This window comes from Methanohalophilus mahii DSM 5219, from assembly GCF_000025865.1.
GTDB lineage: Archaea > Halobacteriota > Methanosarcinia > Methanosarcinales > Methanosarcinaceae > Methanohalophilus > Methanohalophilus mahii.
Genome location: NC_014002.1, coordinates 860,297 through 876,531 on the forward strand (window position 1 = coordinate 860,297; position 16,235 = coordinate 876,531).

Genomic DNA, 16,235 nt, shown 5'->3' on the forward strand with positions numbered 1-16,235 from the left:
ATCCCTTCGTTTTCTTCTCTTGGTTATAACTTCAATTCATTAGCTGGTTTATTGCATTTATCACAGCCTCAACGGATGCTGTGATTATATCTGTACGGGCACCCCTGGAGGAAACAATTTTTCCGTCCTTGGAAAGTTTAACACGCACTTCCACCAGAGCATCAGTACCGCCGGTAATCGCATCAACGTGATACTCTTCCAGCTGGATATCACCGATACCCGATACGGCCTTGCGGATTCCTTTTACGACTGCATCAACGGGGCCATCCCCGATATCGGCCTCGACGACTTCCTCGCCATCCACGGTTATCCTTACCGAGGCTGTGGGCATTACCTGATTACCGGATACGATAGTGAAATCTTTGAGTTTGACCCGGGATTCCCTGTAAATATTCAGTACAGTATCGGCAATTGTCTGCAAATCGGAATCTGTGACATGTTTTCCATGGTCACCGATTTCCTTGACCCGGGCGAGAATCTCCCTGAGCTGGGAATCGTCTACTTCCAGTCCCAGTTCTTTCAATGCCAGGGTTACTGAGCTTTTGCCGGCGTGTTTGCCCAGCACTATCTTTCTTTCCCTGCCCAGCACTTCAGGTTTCAGGGGCTCATAGGTCGAAGTGTCTGCCAGGAGTCCGTGTACATGGATACCGGCTTCATGGGTAAATGCATTACCTCCAACAAGCGATTTGTTGATCGCCACAGGTATGCCGGTCAAGCGGCTGACCAGTCTGGATGTTTTATAAATTTCTTGTGATTTTATACCGGTCCTGTGATCATAAAGCCATTCCAGGATCATCACAACCTCTTCCAGCGAGGTATTTCCGGCCCTTTCACCAATCCCGTTTATGGTCATATGGGCTTCTCCTGCTCCGGCTTTCAGGGCAGCTATGGTATTGGCCACAGATAGTCCGAAATCGTCATGACAGTGAATGCTTACCGGTACACTGCATGCACTGGAAAGTTCGCTGAAAATCTTCTCTGTTTTTTCGGGAACCAGCATTCCCACGGTATCACAGTAGCATAACCTGTCGGCTCCGGCATCTATTCCGTCCTGATAGAGGCTCTTCAGGAAATCAAAATCTGCTCTGGATGCATCTTCCCCACTGAATTCAACAATCAGACCATGATCCTTTGCGTATTCAATTACACTGGTTGACATTTCCCTGACTGCTTGCCTGTCCTTTTTCAATTTCACATTGATATGCAGGTCTGATACAGGTGCGACTAGATGGATGGAATCCACATCACATTCCAGAGCGTAGTCTACATCCCGCTGCATTATACGGCAATAACTACATATTTCAGAATCAAGGCCTTCAGCAGTAATGCCTCTTATAGCGTTTCTCTCACCTTCGGAGGTGATGGCAGAGCCTGCTTCGATGATGTGTACTCCCATTTCGTCCAGTTTACGGGCGATCCAGAGTTTTTCTTCGCAAGTCAGTGCTACACCGGGTGTCTGTTCACCGTCTCTCAGAGTAGTATCCAGAAAGCGTACATTTTCGAATAATACAATCCCTCACGATTTTTATGAATATTGTGCAACCATGTGACACGTTCATATTAAATATAAGTTCGCGTTGGCCACATATCTGTCAGGCTTTCATGTATACAAAGGGTATAGAGCATGAAATGCTGTGAAAAGTAGAATTCTATTATTAAAATAATTGATGGTATAAGCCGTTTTTAATGTGAAAAAGTAAGTGGAGAAGTATTAGAAATACTTCCCTACATTTTTAGCTGCTTTTGCGACAAGAGAGGCGCTTGCTTTCAGGTCATCAATGGAAATCACTTCTACCGGGGAGTGAATATACCTTGCGGCCACACTGATAGTACTTGAGGGTACACCCTCTCTTGTCAGGTGTATTGCCGTTGCGTCGGTAGTTCCTCCGTCTCCCACATCGAGCTGGTGGGGCAGGTCATTCTCCTGTGCTGTTTCCTTTAGCCATTTGACAACCTGCTTGTCTGCCATCAGGCCCCTGCCGGCACCATCAACCACAGTAATTACCGGACCTTTGCCTACTTCCAGGGCTGAATCCTTCTTTTCTATACCGGGATGATCACCGGGGATGGTGACATCTGTTGCAATTGCAATATCCGGATTCAGACCGAAAGCAGATGTACGTGCACCTTTAAGCCCCACCTCTTCCTGAACCGTTCCCACAGCATAAATTGTGGCATCAATGTCCATTTCGGAAATTTGTTTCAGGGCGTCAATCACCATGGCCACTCCAACCCGGTTATCAAAGGCTTTGGAGGTGTAGAGACCGTTTTGCAATGCCACGAAGTTCCTGTCTATAGAAATGGGTGTACCAACTTCAATCCCTAAGTTTTCAGCATCTTCCTTGTCCTTTGCCCCGACATCCACAAACATTTCTTCTGCCTTTATCGGTTTCTTTTTATCCTCATCTTTCATTACATGAGGGGGTTTGGAACCGATGACACCCGGGATTGGTCCCTTGTTGGTGTGCACCATGACACGCTGGCTGTGCAGAGTCTGGTCAAACCATCCACCTATAGTCACAAACCGGAGAAATCCATTCTCATCGACATATTTTACCATCAGGCCTATCTCATCCATGTGTGCGGCAAGCATAATGGACGGACCTGTTCCCTTTTTGGTACCTATGAGATTTCCCATTTTATCTACTTCTATGGTATCGACATAAGGTTTGATTTCCCTTTCCATGATTTTGCGGATTCCTTCTTCATTACCGGAAATTCCGTGGGCGTTTGCCAGTTCTTCAAGAAGTTTTTCTATTTCCATTCGTATACCTTCCTTGATTCTTTCAGGTTTAATAGTCCTCCCGGGATAAATAGTTTTGAGTGCTTGATGAAAGGATGATTTATAGGCATCATAATATCTGGTGGAAACATTTTAATTCTGGACAACAGAAGATATGCAGATGCCTGCCTCCCGAATAATTTTCCATATTGATATGGATAGTTTTTTCTCCTCGGTAGAAGTTCGCGAAAGACCATCCCTAAAGGGGCTCCCAGTCGTGGTTGGGTCTGACCCAAAAAAAGGGGAAGGAAGGGGTGTGGTAAGTACATGTTCCTACGAGGCGCGCAAGTATGGGATCCATTCGGCAATGCCTATTTCGAAAGCCTACATGCTTTGTCCGGATGCGGTCTTTTTGCGGGTGAACATGCCACTCTATAAGCAAGTTTCAGAAAATATAATGCTTCTGCTGCAGCGCTACACTTCTGTTTTCCAGCAGGTAAGTGTGGATGAAGCATATCTGGATGTTACTGATATTGTAATAAACTACACTGAGGCACAGGAACTTGCTCTAAGGATAAAGAAAGAGATGTATGATGAGGAGGGTCTCAACTGTTCTATCGGCGTAGCACCCAACAAGGTTGTGGCCAAGATTGCTTCTGATTACCAAAAGCCCGATGGTCTGACGATTGTGAAGCCTGAAAATGTACAGGAATTCCTGTTTCCGATGGAAGTATCTGCCATTCCCGGTGTAGGCAGGCGTACCCGTGAGATCCTGGGAAAAATGGATATCCGGACGATTGGTGACATGGCACGTACCGATGTGCAACTGCTTGTATCCCGTCTGGGCAAATCCGCCCTTAAATTGCGCCAGATGGCGCTGGGTAATTATCACAGTAAAGTGGCCGGGAAAACCGAGGTTAAATCCATCAGCAAGGAGGATACCTTTGAAGAAGATGTCGGGGATATAGAAATTTTAAGAGAAACTATGGACAGACTTGCGCAACAGGTACACAGCAGGCTGGTCAGGCATGGTTATGTATTTCGTACTGTCAACCTAAAGATACGTTTTGAGGATTTTACTACATACACACGGGCTTTTTCTCTCAGGGCAACCAGCAATGACCTTTCTGTGATCTGCAAGGTGGGCACCCGTATGTTAAATGAATTCAGCTGTAAGAAGAAGGTAAGGCTTATCGGGATAGGTGTGTCAAGCCTGATGAAGATTGATTCCCAACAGACTACTCTGGAAGATTTCATAAGAGGGGATCAGAATGAAAATGGAAACCTGATCAAACCCAGCAAATAAAGGATCAGGATTAGGGCCGGCTGGTGCAACAGGTACATTGCAAGGGATCTTTTTCCCATTGCAGTGAGCAGTCGTATCGGAGCAATATCTGTCATCTCAGGTATATTGAATCTTCTTTCATAGACGGGATACAGGTGGTTGCTGGTGGCAATTCCTATTAGTACAAGGCCAAACCAGGGAAACAGGGGAAAGTAATCAAGTGTCTGGAATGATGTGGAATGCAGTCCCAGCCACAAAAACCAGTCATTAGTCACAGTTATTGTTTTCAGGTAAAATCCAATTAAGATTACAACTCCTGCGACAATCAGGTTGACATCTTTCTTTTCAATCAACGGATAGGCAACTATTATTGAGATTCCCAGAAAATGCAGTATCCCGAAAATGATTGGCATAGAGGGATACGCAAACCAGCTGACTAAAGTAATCAGACTTCCCCAGAGAAAGATCCGAATTCCCCTTTTTACATATTTGTGCCAGGGATTTCTGTTTTCGGGATGTTTCAAACGGTATCTTGAATAACTAAGGCTCAGGGCAATCCCTGCAGTATATATAAAAAGAACAGCTGAACTTCTGCCGATTATCCATAATTTGCCCTGGTTAACTGCGAAAGAGAAATTGCCCAGCAGGTCCAGATCATAGAATGTATGATATATAATCATGAGGACAATGGCACAGCCCCGTAAAAGGTCAACTTCCCAGAAACGTTGTTCAGGCAGTACCATTGGTTTTACCATGAAAAAGGAATAATATCATTTTTTCTTGCGCTTGCCGTGGAATGTGGAGGCGAGATCTACTGCATAGGTCCCGTTTTCCTTGATTGCCATTATGATTTCCTTGCGTTCAAGCAGGGAATCAAGGTTCAACTCATAGGACCCCGGCCCAATAATACGTACAGATTCAACTTTCTCCCCATCATCTTCTATAATGGTGCTTTCTTTATGCTCAATCCCTATGAATTCATCAACATCATGAATGAATTCTTCAGAAGGAGATGTCTTTTCTTTTCCCTCAGTAACTTCTTTGGTGGTTTCACTACCTTTCTCTACTTCATCAGTTTCCTTTTCGGACTCTTTGCTTACGTAGAGAAATTTGTTCCATCCACAGTTCGGGCAGCCATTGAGGATAACTTCGGCCCCGTCTTCAAATACAGTCTCACATTTAGTACATTTGTGAGGCATTAGTTCACCGGTTTACTATTTGGATATCTGTCTTTTAACCCTTACGAGTAAATGGCTTATTTTAGTCGCTATATTTGCCAATAAGAGCTTTTAGTCTGTACTTTGTTTCGTAAGATATCATTTCAGAATCAGTCATTATTGCTCCATCAAGAGCATGCCTGCATTCACAATCCTGCTCAATATCAAGGGATTCAAGTGCCTGATGAATAATAGTTCTAACTGCTTTTTCGTTTTTTATTACATTTGCGATGATAGTTTCCATAGTCACATCTTCTTCATGCCATACATCATAATCGGTTACAGTTGCAATGGTGCTATAACAGATTTCGGCTTCCCGTGCAAGTTTTGCCTCAGGTATGGCAGTCATTCCTATTATATCAAAACCCAGTGACCTATAAACATTTGATTCGGCTCTGGTCGAAAACTGGGGTCCTTCGATACATACGTAGGTCCCTTCCGGATGACTGTTGTAGCCGTTTGCGATTGCAATTTTATGGAGCAATTTTGACATCCCGGAACAAAAAGGATCAGCAAAACCCGTGTGAACAACTATATCCTGATCAAAGAACGTTGAAGGGCGAATTTTTGTCCTGTCATATATCTGGTAAGGGATTACAATATCCTGAGGCTTTATATCTTCTTTCAGGCTTCCAACAGCTGAGGCAGCTATTATCTGTTTGACACCAAGTTTTTTCAGGGCAAAGATGTTGGCCCTGGAATTCAGGTTGGTTGGAGATACCCTGTGTCCTGTACCATGCCGTGGTAGAAAACAGACTTTCTTTTCGCCAAAATCTCCCACTGTAATCGAGTCTGACGGTTTGCCAAAAGGTGTATCCACCTCTATCTGGCGGATGTTGTCAAATAGGCTTACGTCATATACGCCGCTTCCGCCGATGATCGCAATATCTGCATGTCCCTTCAATTTATCACCTTATTTTCAAAGTTTTTTCCAGAATGTTTTGCCCTTTGTGGTTTCGGAAGTTAAAATTCCTCTTCTTTCCATTTCCCTTAGTACTTCAACAAGACGGCCTGGTTGGGCTATTTCAAAAGATATGGATTCCACTGAATGGTGCTTATAAAGGACATGTTTCAGAGCGGGAATGTCCCAGTATTCGACTTCTTCGCGCTCCATGGTGCCGGTAATGATGTCAGTCATATCCTCGATAAAATTCCAGGGATAGACTATCCATGCCCATTCCTCCAATCTTTCACCACAATAATCGGGTTCAAGGACAGAGTTGTAGAGATACTGCAGGGTAGCGGTCCTGATCTCTTTTGGTTCCTGCTTCTGGATATAATCCTTTGCATGAAGCATACTCTGGCCACTGTCTGTTATATCGTCCACGATGAGTACCTTCTTGCCGGTAGCGGCACTTTCTGCCAGTGGGTAGCGTATCAGTGGCTCGTCTCCTGCAACGGCAGTTCCTGTGTAGTGTTCGATCTTGAGACTTGTAAGATCATCCAGTCCCAGAAAGTCACACATCACGCGACCGGCAAACCAGCCACCTCTGGCCAGTGCAATAATGATATCGGGTTCATAACCAGATTTTTTAACGTCTTCAGAAACATCCCTGCAAAGATTATAGATGTAATCCCAGTTTGTAATAACACATTTGAATTTATCAGGTAATGCCATTGATTTTCCTCCTGCTATGGGTTGGTTAACCGTGCTGTATTATATCTTTTTTCATGTAGTTTTTCCATGCACAACCTTTATGTACCATAATACCGTTATCAGGTTCCGCGACAAATGCAATATAAGCCACCCGTAGCGGGGTGGGGTAGCCAGGAGATCCCGACGGGCTCATAACCCGTAGACCGATGGTTCGAATCCATCCCCCGCTATACATCTTTTAATTGAAGATGGCTGATTTTTGCTTTATTGTGTTCGTTGAAGTATCCACCCGTAGCGGGGTGGGGTAGCCAGGAGATCCCGACGGGCTCATAACCCGTAGACCGATGGTTCGAATCCATCCCCCGCTATACACTCTTTTTTTGAACATATTAACTTTCATTTCAATTTCAAAGAGTATTACAGATATTGTCCAATATAGTCAAATTTAAGGGTCAGGAATCATTTTAGGGAGTATGTTCCCATTTCCTGCTGAATTGTTAGTCGTAGTTTTTGGTCTTGCAGCTGCTATGTCCTGGGGCACGGGGGATTTCAGTGGCGGTATTGCGACCAGAAAAACCAGTGTTTACATAGTTGTTATGATAACCCAGTTCATAGGTTTCTTCTTGCTTATTACTACAGGCCACATAACCTCGGAACCATTTCCTCTAAAAATTGATTATTTATGGGGCCTTCTGGTAGGTGTATTCGGGAATATAGGAATTCTTTCCCTTTACAAGGGACTTTCATCGGGAAAAATGGGACTTGTAGCGCCTGTTTCTGCAGTTGTCGCTGTTCTTGTTCCTGTTATTTATAGCCTTTTTACAGAAGGGGTGCCTGCATTCCATAAATTTTTGGGATTTAGCATTGCTCTTGTAGGTGTATGGCTGGTCTCAAGCAGCAGCAGTATGTCAAAAATCAATATGGGTGATCTTAAATTCCCCTTTATTGCAGGACTGGGATTTGGATTGGCTTACATATCGATTAGCAATTTCAGTGGAGTCTCAATCTTCTGGACACTGGCAGTTGCTAAAATTGAAGGTGCAGCAATATTGCTATTGTTTCTACTCTCAAAAGGCAATCTAGGCATACCGTCTAGAAAAGTGGCTCTGCCTATTCTTATCGCAGGTGTTGGTGACACTGCAGGCAGTATCTTTTTCACAGCAGCAAGTCAGGTGGGAAGGCTGGATATTGCGACGGTTACATCTGCTCTTTACCCGGCAGGCACAGTCCTGCTTTCCTGGATAGTGCTTGGCGAATATCTATCTTCCAGACAATGGATGGGAGTATTGATGGCTTTGTTTTCAGTTATTTTATTGTCTGTTTGATATGATACTGACCATTTGTCACAAAATAATTATATAAAACAATCGAGTACTATTGAAGCAGAACTTAAAAAAGGACGATCCCTATTATGGTAATGGACAAACTCAGTAATTCCCTGCAGGATGCCCTCAAAAAACTCGTAGGTGCCGGACGCATTGATGAGCGGACGGTAAACGATGTTGTAAAGGATATCCAGAGGGCACTTCTTCAATCCGATGTTAATGTCAAGATGGTGATGCAGCTTTCCAAGAGCATAAAGGAGCGAGCTCTTGATGAGGACGTGCCCCAGGGTATGAATCCCCGGGAACATGTGATACGCATCGTTTATGAGGAACTGATGAAAATTGTGGGCGAAGGTACTGATATCCCGCTAAAGCCCCAGAAAATAATGATGATTGGATTGCAGGGTAGTGGTAAGACTACAACCACGGCCAAACTTGCCCGTTATTTCCAGCGCAAAGGGCTCAAACCTGCTGTGGTCTGTGCTGATACTTTCAGGCCCGGGGCTTACCAGCAGCTGAAAACCCTCTGTGAATCCCTGAATGTGGCATTCTATGGTGAAGAAGGCAATCCTGATGCTGTGGGTATAGTCGAAAGGGGACTTGCTGAAATTGACAAATATGATGTGAAAATCATTGATACGGCAGGTCGCCACTCTCTTGAAAGCGATCTTATAGATGAGATGGAGAGAATCCACGCAATTTCCAGTCCTGATTATAAATTGCTTGTACTTGATGCCGGTATAGGTCAACAGGCAAGCGAACAGGCAAAAGCATTCAACGACTCAGTTGGAATTTCCGGTGTTGTAATCTCAAAACTTGATGGTACCGCAAAAGGTGGTGGTGCTATGTCTGCTGTTGCTGCAACCGATTCCTCGATAGCCTTCATCGGTGTTGGTGAAACACCACAAGATCTGGAAAAATTCGAGGCAGATAGGTTCATTTCCCGCCTGCTTGGGATGGGTGATCTCAGGTCCCTGATGGAAAAGGCAGAAGAATCCCTCTCAGAAGATGAACTCGATGTCGAGTCCATGATGAAGGGGAAATTTACCCTCAAGGACATGTACAAGCAGCTTGAAGCCATGAACAAGATGGGTCCCATGAAGCAGATCATGCAAATGTTGCCACTGGGTGGTATGGGTATGAAAGTTTCCGATGAGGATTATGAAGTTACGGGACAGAAAATGGCACAGTACAAAACCCTCATGGATTCAATGACAGAAGAGGAAATGACAAATCCACGCATTATCGGCAGTTCCCGCATTAAAAGGATATCCATAGGTGCTGGTTCTAATCCGGAAACAGTTCGTGAGCTGCTGAAATATCACAAACAGATGCAAAACGCCATGAAAGGTATGCGTGGCGGCAAATTCAACATGAAGAAAATGATGAAGAAAATGGGAATGTAATCATTCCCTCAGTTCTATTTTTCCGTCTTTGTAACCGATATACACCTTATCGGTATTGGTAAATATTCCGTGTTCTACGATTCCGACAACGTTTGACAGTTTATCTGCAAATTCCTGTGGGTTTGGGATCTCTCCGAAAGCAGCATCCATAATGAAATTACCATTATCGGATATAACAGGCCCATCTTTTCTGGATGCAGGGCGTATACTGGCTTTTCCGCCCATTTGAGCAACCTGTTGCTGTACAAGTTCACGGGCACATGGCAGGACTTCCAATGGAATAGCCATTGATATTGTATCGCTTATCTTTGAGTCATCCACAACTACAATGAATTTGTTGGCAGAAAGGGATACTACTTTTTCCCGAAAGTGAGCACCTCCGCCTCCCTTTACCACATTGAGATTTGAATCGACTTCATCGGCACCATCGATTGCAATATCAAGCACGGGATTTTCAGCCAGGCTTGTCAGGGGTATGCCTGCCTGTATAGCCAGCATTTCCGACTGGTATGATGTGACAACTGCCCTTATATCCAGTCCCTTTTTGACCTTTTCTCCCAGGGCCTTGATCGCGTAAGCAGTTGTGGAGCCGGTACCCAACCCCACGATAGATCCGTCCTTCACAAGTTCGGCTGCGGCCCTGCCGGCGGCTTCCTTGCCCGGATGATGACCTTTTGTGTTCCTATTTGTCATGATCCTGCCTCTTATGGGGAAAGACGCCTGCGGTCTCTGGGGAACAGTACGACGTCGCGGATGTTCTCCACTCCAAGCATGGTCATCACAAATCTTTCACAACCCAAACCCCAGCCAGAGTGTGGCGGCATTCCGTAACTGAAAGCGCGGAGATAGAAATCAAAGCCTTCAGGGTCAAGTCCCTGATCTGCTATCCTGTTTTTGAGCATTTCCGGAACGTGTATGCGCTGGGCACCGGAGGAGAGTTCCATGGTCCTGTGCATCATATCAAATGACTTGGAGAATTCAGGTTTTTCCTCGTAGGGCATGGCATAGAACGGTTTTATTTCGGTTGGCCAGTCTATGATAAAATAATGCTCTTCCCCTGTTTCCTGGAATACATGTTCCCCGATCGTGTGTTCGGAAAGGGTGGACAGGTCGTCTCCCCATTTCAATTCCTCTTCACCATGGGAGTTGACAATATCTATCGCTTCCTGATACGTCAGTTTGAGGAATGGGGTTTTTGGGACCTTGAGTTCGATTCCGAGTACTTCAAGAGCATCGGGTACGTTTTCTATGACCTGATTGTAAACATATTCCACCATGTTTTCGAGGATTTCCATTACATCGAAGTGGTCGACAAAACTCGCTTCTATATCAATAGATGTAGCTTCGTTCAAGTGGCGGCGGGTGTCATGTTCTTCTGCACGGAAAATCGGTCCAATCTCAAATACCCTGTCCATCCCACCGGACATCAGGATTTGCTTGAAAAGCTGTGGGCTCTGGTTGAGGAAAGCCTCCCTGTCGAAATATGTAATCGGGAAAAGGGCAGTGCCTCCTTCGGTTGCTGTGGCTACAACCTTGGGACTTGAAGTTTCCAGGAATCCATCATTTGCAAGATAATTCCTGACAGCATGCAGAACCTCATGTCTTATCCTGAATATGGCATTTGTTCTGCTTCTTCTCAGGTCTATGAAACGTGAATCCAGTCTTGTGTCGAGTTCAGCATCCACTTTTCCTGTGGTATCCAGGGGCAGGGGAGAGTCTGCTTCATTGAGCAGTTCTATCTCGTCGGGTATCAATTCATAACCATTAGGGGCTTTTTCTTCCGGCTTGATACTGCCTCTGACAGAGATAACTGATTCCCGGATAAGTTTTCTGGCGAAATTGAACAGTTCCCTGTCGATTTTCTTCTTCACAAGGGTAACCTGGGCTCTTCCCTGTCTGTCCCTTAATACAACAAAACAGATTCCTCCAAGGTCACGTACCTCATGTACCCAACCTGCAAGAGCAACCTTGTCGTCTCCGATTTTACCGGGGTCGATTTGTGTAGTATAATGTGTCCTTAAATTTTTCAATGACATTTGTCCACCTTGATTTAATTGATATTGTGAATATGATTTCTGGTCATTATCGGTTTTCCTCTTAAAAAACATTCCTGTAAATATATCTAACCATCTGTTTAAGGGGCCTGTAACAGATTATACTTAACTATTTAATAAATGAACACATAGAAGGAGCAAAACTCAATAGGAGACGCTAGCTACAGTTTTTGTGTTCTCTTTTTGTTTATTTTTTACATTTATTATTTAAATGGATTCATGGAGAAAGAACGCGATGAGTGACAGAGATGTCTATGATGCGACTCATATTCAGGTGTTGGAAGGACTGGAAGCCGTACGCAAGCGACCGAGCATGTATATCGGAAGCATTGATGGCCGGGGTTTACACCATCTTGTTTATGAAGTAGTGGATAACAGTATAGATGAGGCCCTTGCAGGCTATTGTACCTCAATTGACGTTTCTATAAACAGGGATGGATCGGTTACGGTCAGGGACGACGGCAGGGGAATCCCTACAGATATACATTCTAAATACAAAAAATCGGCACTTGAAGTTGTAATGACCATTCTGCATGCAGGGGGTAAATTCGATAAGAGTTCCTACAAGGTATCAGGTGGTCTTCATGGAGTAGGTGTCTCTGTTGTAAATGCCCTTTCTGAATGGAACGATGTGGAAGTTCACAGGAATGGTAAAATTTTCTACCAGCGTTATGTAAGAGGAAAACCTCTTGATGATGTTATCGAGAAAGGGGATACTGAGAGTACCGGTACATCAATGACCTTCAAACCGGATACCGACATTTTTGAAACAGTAGATTTTAATTTTGAAACCCTGGTCACAAGGTTAAGAGAACTTGCATTCTTAAATCGTGGAATTAAGATTGTCATAACCGATAAGAGGTCAGATGAGCCCCTGCAGGAAGTTTTTGAATATGACGGCGGCATCGTCTCTTTTGTTGAGTATTTGAACAAGAGCCGCAATGTACTGCATGAACAACCTATATATTTTGAGAGGGAAAAGGAAGATACACGTGTTGAAATAGCCATGCAGTATACCGACAGTTATGGTGAATATGTCTATTCCTTTGCAAATAATATCAACACTCATGAAGGTGGTACTCATCTGGCGGGGTTCAAGTCAGCCCTGACCAGGGTCGCCAATGATTATGCCAAAAGCAACAACCTTGCCAAAGGAGATATCAAACTCAGTGGTGATGATATCCGGGAAGGTCTGGCAGGGATCATCAGTGTAAAATTGATGGACCCTCAATTTGAGGGACAGACAAAGACAAAACTCGGAAACAGTGAACTTAAGGGTATTGTGGATTCCATGGTTTCTGAGGGTCTCTCGGAGTTCATGGAAGAAAATCCCAAAATAGCTTCTGCGATCCTGCAAAAAGCAATGGATGCACGCAGGGCCAGGGAAGCGGCCAAAAAGGCGCGGGAATTAACACGGCGCAAAAGTGCACTGGAAGTTAGCACTCTTCCCGGTAAACTTGCAGACTGTTCTGAAAAAGATCCTTCTGTATCTGAAATTTATCTTGTGGAAGGTGATTCTGCGGGTGGTTCAGCAAAGATGGGACGTGACAGGCGTTTCCAGGCAATTCTTCCGTTCAGGGGTAAAATATTGAATGTGGAAAAATCCCGTTTGGCCAGGATACTGAAAAATAATGAGATCCTATCCCTGATCACTGCAATGGGAACGGGGATTGGGGATGAGTATGACCTCACAAAGGCTCGCTATCACAAAGTTGTGATCATGACTGATGCCGATGTGGATGGTGCACATATACGCACTCTTATGCTTACCTTCTTTTTCCGCTACATGACCCCTTTGATAGACGCAGGCTATGTATACATCGCACAACCACCACTCTACAGTATAAAGAAAGGTAAAAACCAAAGATTTGCCTATACTGAGAGGGAAAAGGACAGAATAATTGAGGAGATTGGCGAAAAGGGTGTAAGCATACAGCGCTACAAGGGTCTTGGTGAAATGAATCCTGATCAACTGTGGGAAACAACCATGAATCCTCAGACACGCACTATTTTGCAGGTTACAATGGAGGATGCGGTCGCGGCTGATGAGATGTTTTCCGTTCTGATGGGAGATGAAGTTGCTCCCAGACGTAAATTCATACAGGAGCATGCAAAGGATGTTATCAACCTGGATGTGTGAGGTGGTAAAAAATGGCAGACTATGATGATATAAATCCTCTCGATGAAAAAATCGAACAGCATGACGGAGAAGGTGGACGTGTAGTTCCGGTGCTTATCCAGGATGAAATGAAGCGTTCATATATTGATTACTCGATGAGTGTTATTGTGGGAAGGGCACTACCTGATGCCCGTGATGGTCTGAAGCCGGTACATCGCCGTATTCTTCATTCGATGAATGAAGCCGGTATTACTCATGATAAGGCGTACAAGAAATCTGCCCGTGTAGTGGGTGATGTATTGGGTAAGTTCCATCCGCACGGTGATACTGCTGTGTATGACAGTTTGGTGCGTATGGTCCAGGACTTTTCCCTGCGTTATCCGTTAATAGATGGGCAGGGTAACTTTGGATCTGTTGATGGTGATTCTGCTGCGGCAATGCGTTATACAGAAGTCCGCATGGATAAAATAACCACTGAAATGCTTGAGGATATCAAAAAGGGAACTGTTGATTTCAAGCCTAACTATGATGGTTCCCTGGAGGAACCTGAAGTCCTGCCTTCAAAGTTGCCAAACCTGCTCTTGAATGGCTCCACCGGTATTGCTGTGGGAATGGCGACCAACATGGCTCCTCATAATCTCGGGGAGGTCGTGGATGCTACTGTCAAATTGATTGATGACCCTGAAACTGAACTTGCAGAACTTCGAAAGATCGTTAAAGGACCGGATTTTCCTACTGGTGGTATCATAATGGGTACCAGTGGGATCAAGAGTGCCTATGAGACAGGACGTTCCCCTATCTACCTGCGTGCAGTGACTGAGATAGAGGAGATGAAGAATGATAAATACCGCATAGTTGTATACGAACTTCCTTATCAGGTGAACAAGGCACGCCTTGTGGAATCCATCGCCAACCTCGTGAGGGATAAAAAAATAGAGGGTATTTCGGATCTGAGGGATGAATCCGGCAGGGAAGGTATGCGGGTGGTAATTGAACTTAAGAAGGCAGCCAACCCCAAAGTCCTGCTTAACCAGCTCTACAAACAGACCCAGCTTGAAACCACATTTGGTATCATTAACCTGGCTCTGGTTGACGGGGTCCCTCGCGTTCTTAATCTCAGGGAACTGATCCAGATATATCTCAAACATCGTATAGATGTTATCAGTAGGCGTACAGTTTTTGATCTAAGGAAAGCCGAGGAAAGAGCACATATTCTACAGGGGCTAAAGGTCGCGTTGGATAACATCGATGAAGTTATCAAATTGATACGCGGCTCTTCTACCACAGAGGAGGCAAGGGAAGGGCTTATAAGTAATTTCGATCTGGATGAAATTCAGGCCAAAGCCATTTTGGACATGAAGCTGCAGCGTCTGACTGGATTGGAGAGGCAAAAGATCGATGAAGAGTATAATGGTCTGATCGATACAATTGCCGACCTTAAAGATATCCTTGCAAACGATGAGCGTAAATATGCGATTATCAGGGATGAAGTACTGGAGTTGAAGGATAAATATGGTGATGAGCGCAGAACCCTTATTCAATCTAGCCGTGAAGAACTTGCGGATGAAGACCTGATACCCGAGGAAGAAGTGGTTGTAACCTCTACACAGAGTGGTTATATCAAGAATATCCCTCTCCAGACATATAATATGCAGCATCGGGGCGGTCGTGGTGTGAGAGGGATGGAAACAAAGGAGGATGACACTGTGGGAAGCATCTTTGTGGCTTCTACCCACGATTATATCCTCTTTTTCACAAACCGTGGTAAGGTTTACTGGCAAAAGGTCTATGATATTCCCCGGGGAAGCCGCCAGTCCAGAGGGAAGGCTATTGTGAACCTGCTGGAACTTGCTGAAGGGGAATCAGTAAATGCTATGATCCCGGTGCATGATTTTGAGAATGATCGCTACCTGTTCATGGGCACCCGTGATGGGACTGTGAAACGTTGCAGTCTTTCGGATTTCAGTAATCCCCGCAAGGCCGGTATTATTGCGATTTCCCTGAAAGAGGGGGATGAACTTGTAAATGTTCTCCAGACCGACGGAAATCAGGACATAATGCTGGCTTCAAGGCATGGTAAAGCCCTGCGTATCTCTGAAGAAGATGTGCGTGTGATGGGCAGGACTGCCCGTGGTGTGAGGGGCATGAAACTGGCAGGTCCGGATGTTATTGTAAGCCTGGATGTTGTAGATTCTGATGGTACCCTGCTGACCGTTACAGAGAATGGTTTTGGCAAACGCACGCCATTTGATGAGTACCGCACCCTTCGTCGTGGAGGGCAGGGAGTGATAACCATTTTCACTGATATGCGCAATGGTCCCGTGGTCACTGTAAAAACAGTGGAAGATGATGATGAGATCATCCTGACAAGCTCTGCCGGCATTGTGATGCGTATCCCTGTGACAGATATTAGGGTGCAGGGGCGTAACACCAAGGGTGTAAAAATTATGAATATCAGGGAGAAGGATAAATTGGTCAGTTTGGCCAGGATTAAAAAAGAGGAGTAAGTG

Annotated in this window: 13 protein-coding genes and 2 tRNA genes; 7 read left to right on the plus strand and 8 right to left on the minus strand. The window is 44.8% G+C overall.

Annotated features, from left to right (window positions below):
- Positions 1–31 precede the first annotated feature (31 nt).
- Together MMAH_RS04235 and MMAH_RS04240 are read right to left on the minus strand one after the other, a co-directional pair.
- Positions 32–1,513, minus strand: coding sequence for a (R)-citramalate synthase (locus MMAH_RS04235; RefSeq protein WP_083774832.1), 1,482 nt, complete (start codon positions 1,511–1,513; stop codon positions 32–34).
- Positions 1,514–1,711: 198 nt separating this feature from the next.
- Complete coding sequence (locus MMAH_RS04240) at positions 1,712–2,764, minus strand: M42 family metallopeptidase (RefSeq protein WP_013037306.1); 1,053 nt, start codon at positions 2,762–2,764, stop codon at positions 1,712–1,714.
- Positions 2,765–2,903: 139 nt separating this feature from the next.
- Between MMAH_RS04240 and dinB the strand changes: the two genes are divergently transcribed.
- The gene (dinB, locus tag MMAH_RS04245) at positions 2,904–4,028 is read left to right on the plus strand and encodes a DNA polymerase IV (protein WP_342626789.1); all 1,125 of its coding nucleotides are present in this window, start codon (positions 2,904–2,906) and stop codon (positions 4,026–4,028) included.
- Here the strand turns inward: dinB and MMAH_RS04250 are convergent.
- The 4 genes from MMAH_RS04250 to MMAH_RS04265 form a co-directional block, all read right to left on the minus strand.
- Complete coding sequence (locus MMAH_RS04250; RefSeq protein ID WP_157198695.1) at positions 3,989–4,750, minus strand: heparan-alpha-glucosaminide N-acetyltransferase; 762 nt, start codon at positions 4,748–4,750, stop codon at positions 3,989–3,991. The genes dinB and MMAH_RS04250 overlap by 40 nt on opposite strands.
- Before the next feature lie 27 nt (positions 4,751–4,777).
- A complete protein-coding gene (locus tag MMAH_RS04255) occupies positions 4,778–5,206 on the minus strand; it encodes a Zn-ribbon domain-containing protein (protein WP_013037309.1) in 429 nt (142 codons plus the stop codon).
- Positions 5,207–5,267: 61 nt separating this feature from the next.
- Positions 5,268–6,128: an S-methyl-5'-thioadenosine phosphorylase gene (gene mtnP, locus MMAH_RS04260; protein WP_013037310.1), complete on the minus strand. Its 861-nt coding sequence runs from the start codon at positions 6,126–6,128 to the stop codon at positions 5,268–5,270.
- A gap of 15 nt (positions 6,129–6,143) precedes the next feature.
- A complete protein-coding gene (locus tag MMAH_RS04265) occupies positions 6,144–6,842 on the minus strand; it encodes a phosphoribosyltransferase (RefSeq protein WP_013037311.1) in 699 nt (232 codons plus the stop codon).
- 134 nt (positions 6,843–6,976) lie between these two features.
- Here MMAH_RS04265 and MMAH_RS04270 point away from each other — a divergent pair.
- The 4 genes from MMAH_RS04270 to MMAH_RS04285 all read left to right on the plus strand — a co-directional run bounded on the left by MMAH_RS04270 (position 6,977) and on the right by MMAH_RS04285 (position 9,552).
- A tRNA-Met gene (locus tag MMAH_RS04270) sits at positions 6,977–7,051 on the plus strand.
- A 63-nt stretch (positions 7,052–7,114) separates the two neighbouring features.
- Positions 7,115–7,189 (plus strand) — tRNA-Met (locus MMAH_RS04275).
- Between the two features lie 105 nt (positions 7,190–7,294).
- Positions 7,295–8,146 (plus strand): EamA family transporter, encoded by an 852-nt coding sequence (locus MMAH_RS04280; protein ID WP_013037312.1) that lies wholly within the window; start codon positions 7,295–7,297, stop codon positions 8,144–8,146.
- 86 nt (positions 8,147–8,232) lie between these two features.
- On the plus strand, positions 8,233–9,552 hold the full coding sequence (locus tag MMAH_RS04285; protein WP_013037313.1) for a signal recognition particle protein Srp54: 1,320 nt from the start codon (positions 8,233–8,235) through the stop codon (positions 9,550–9,552).
- On the opposite strand, the gene rpiA is transcribed toward MMAH_RS04285, so the two are convergent.
- Positions 9,553–10,245, minus strand: a complete 693-nt coding sequence (gene rpiA, locus MMAH_RS04290; RefSeq protein WP_013037314.1) for a ribose-5-phosphate isomerase RpiA — start codon at positions 10,243–10,245, stop codon at positions 9,553–9,555.
- Positions 10,246–10,256: 11 nt separating this feature from the next.
- Entirely contained in the window at positions 10,257–11,588 is a 1,332-nt protein-coding gene (gene aspS, locus MMAH_RS04295; protein ID WP_013037315.1) for an aspartate--tRNA(Asn) ligase, read from the minus strand.
- Positions 11,589–11,841: 253 nt separating this feature from the next.
- Here aspS and gyrB point away from each other — a divergent pair, with 253 nt between their 5' ends.
- Positions 11,842–13,746 carry a DNA topoisomerase (ATP-hydrolyzing) subunit B gene (gyrB, locus tag MMAH_RS04300; RefSeq protein ID WP_013037316.1) on the plus strand — a complete coding sequence of 635 codons (1,905 nt, stop codon included), beginning with the start codon at positions 11,842–11,844 and terminating at the stop codon, positions 13,744–13,746.
- Between the two features lie 11 nt (positions 13,747–13,757).
- Entirely contained in the window at positions 13,758–16,232 is a 2,475-nt protein-coding gene (gene gyrA, locus MMAH_RS04305; RefSeq protein ID WP_013037317.1) for a DNA gyrase subunit A, read from the plus strand.
- Positions 16,233–16,235 lie beyond the last annotated feature (3 nt).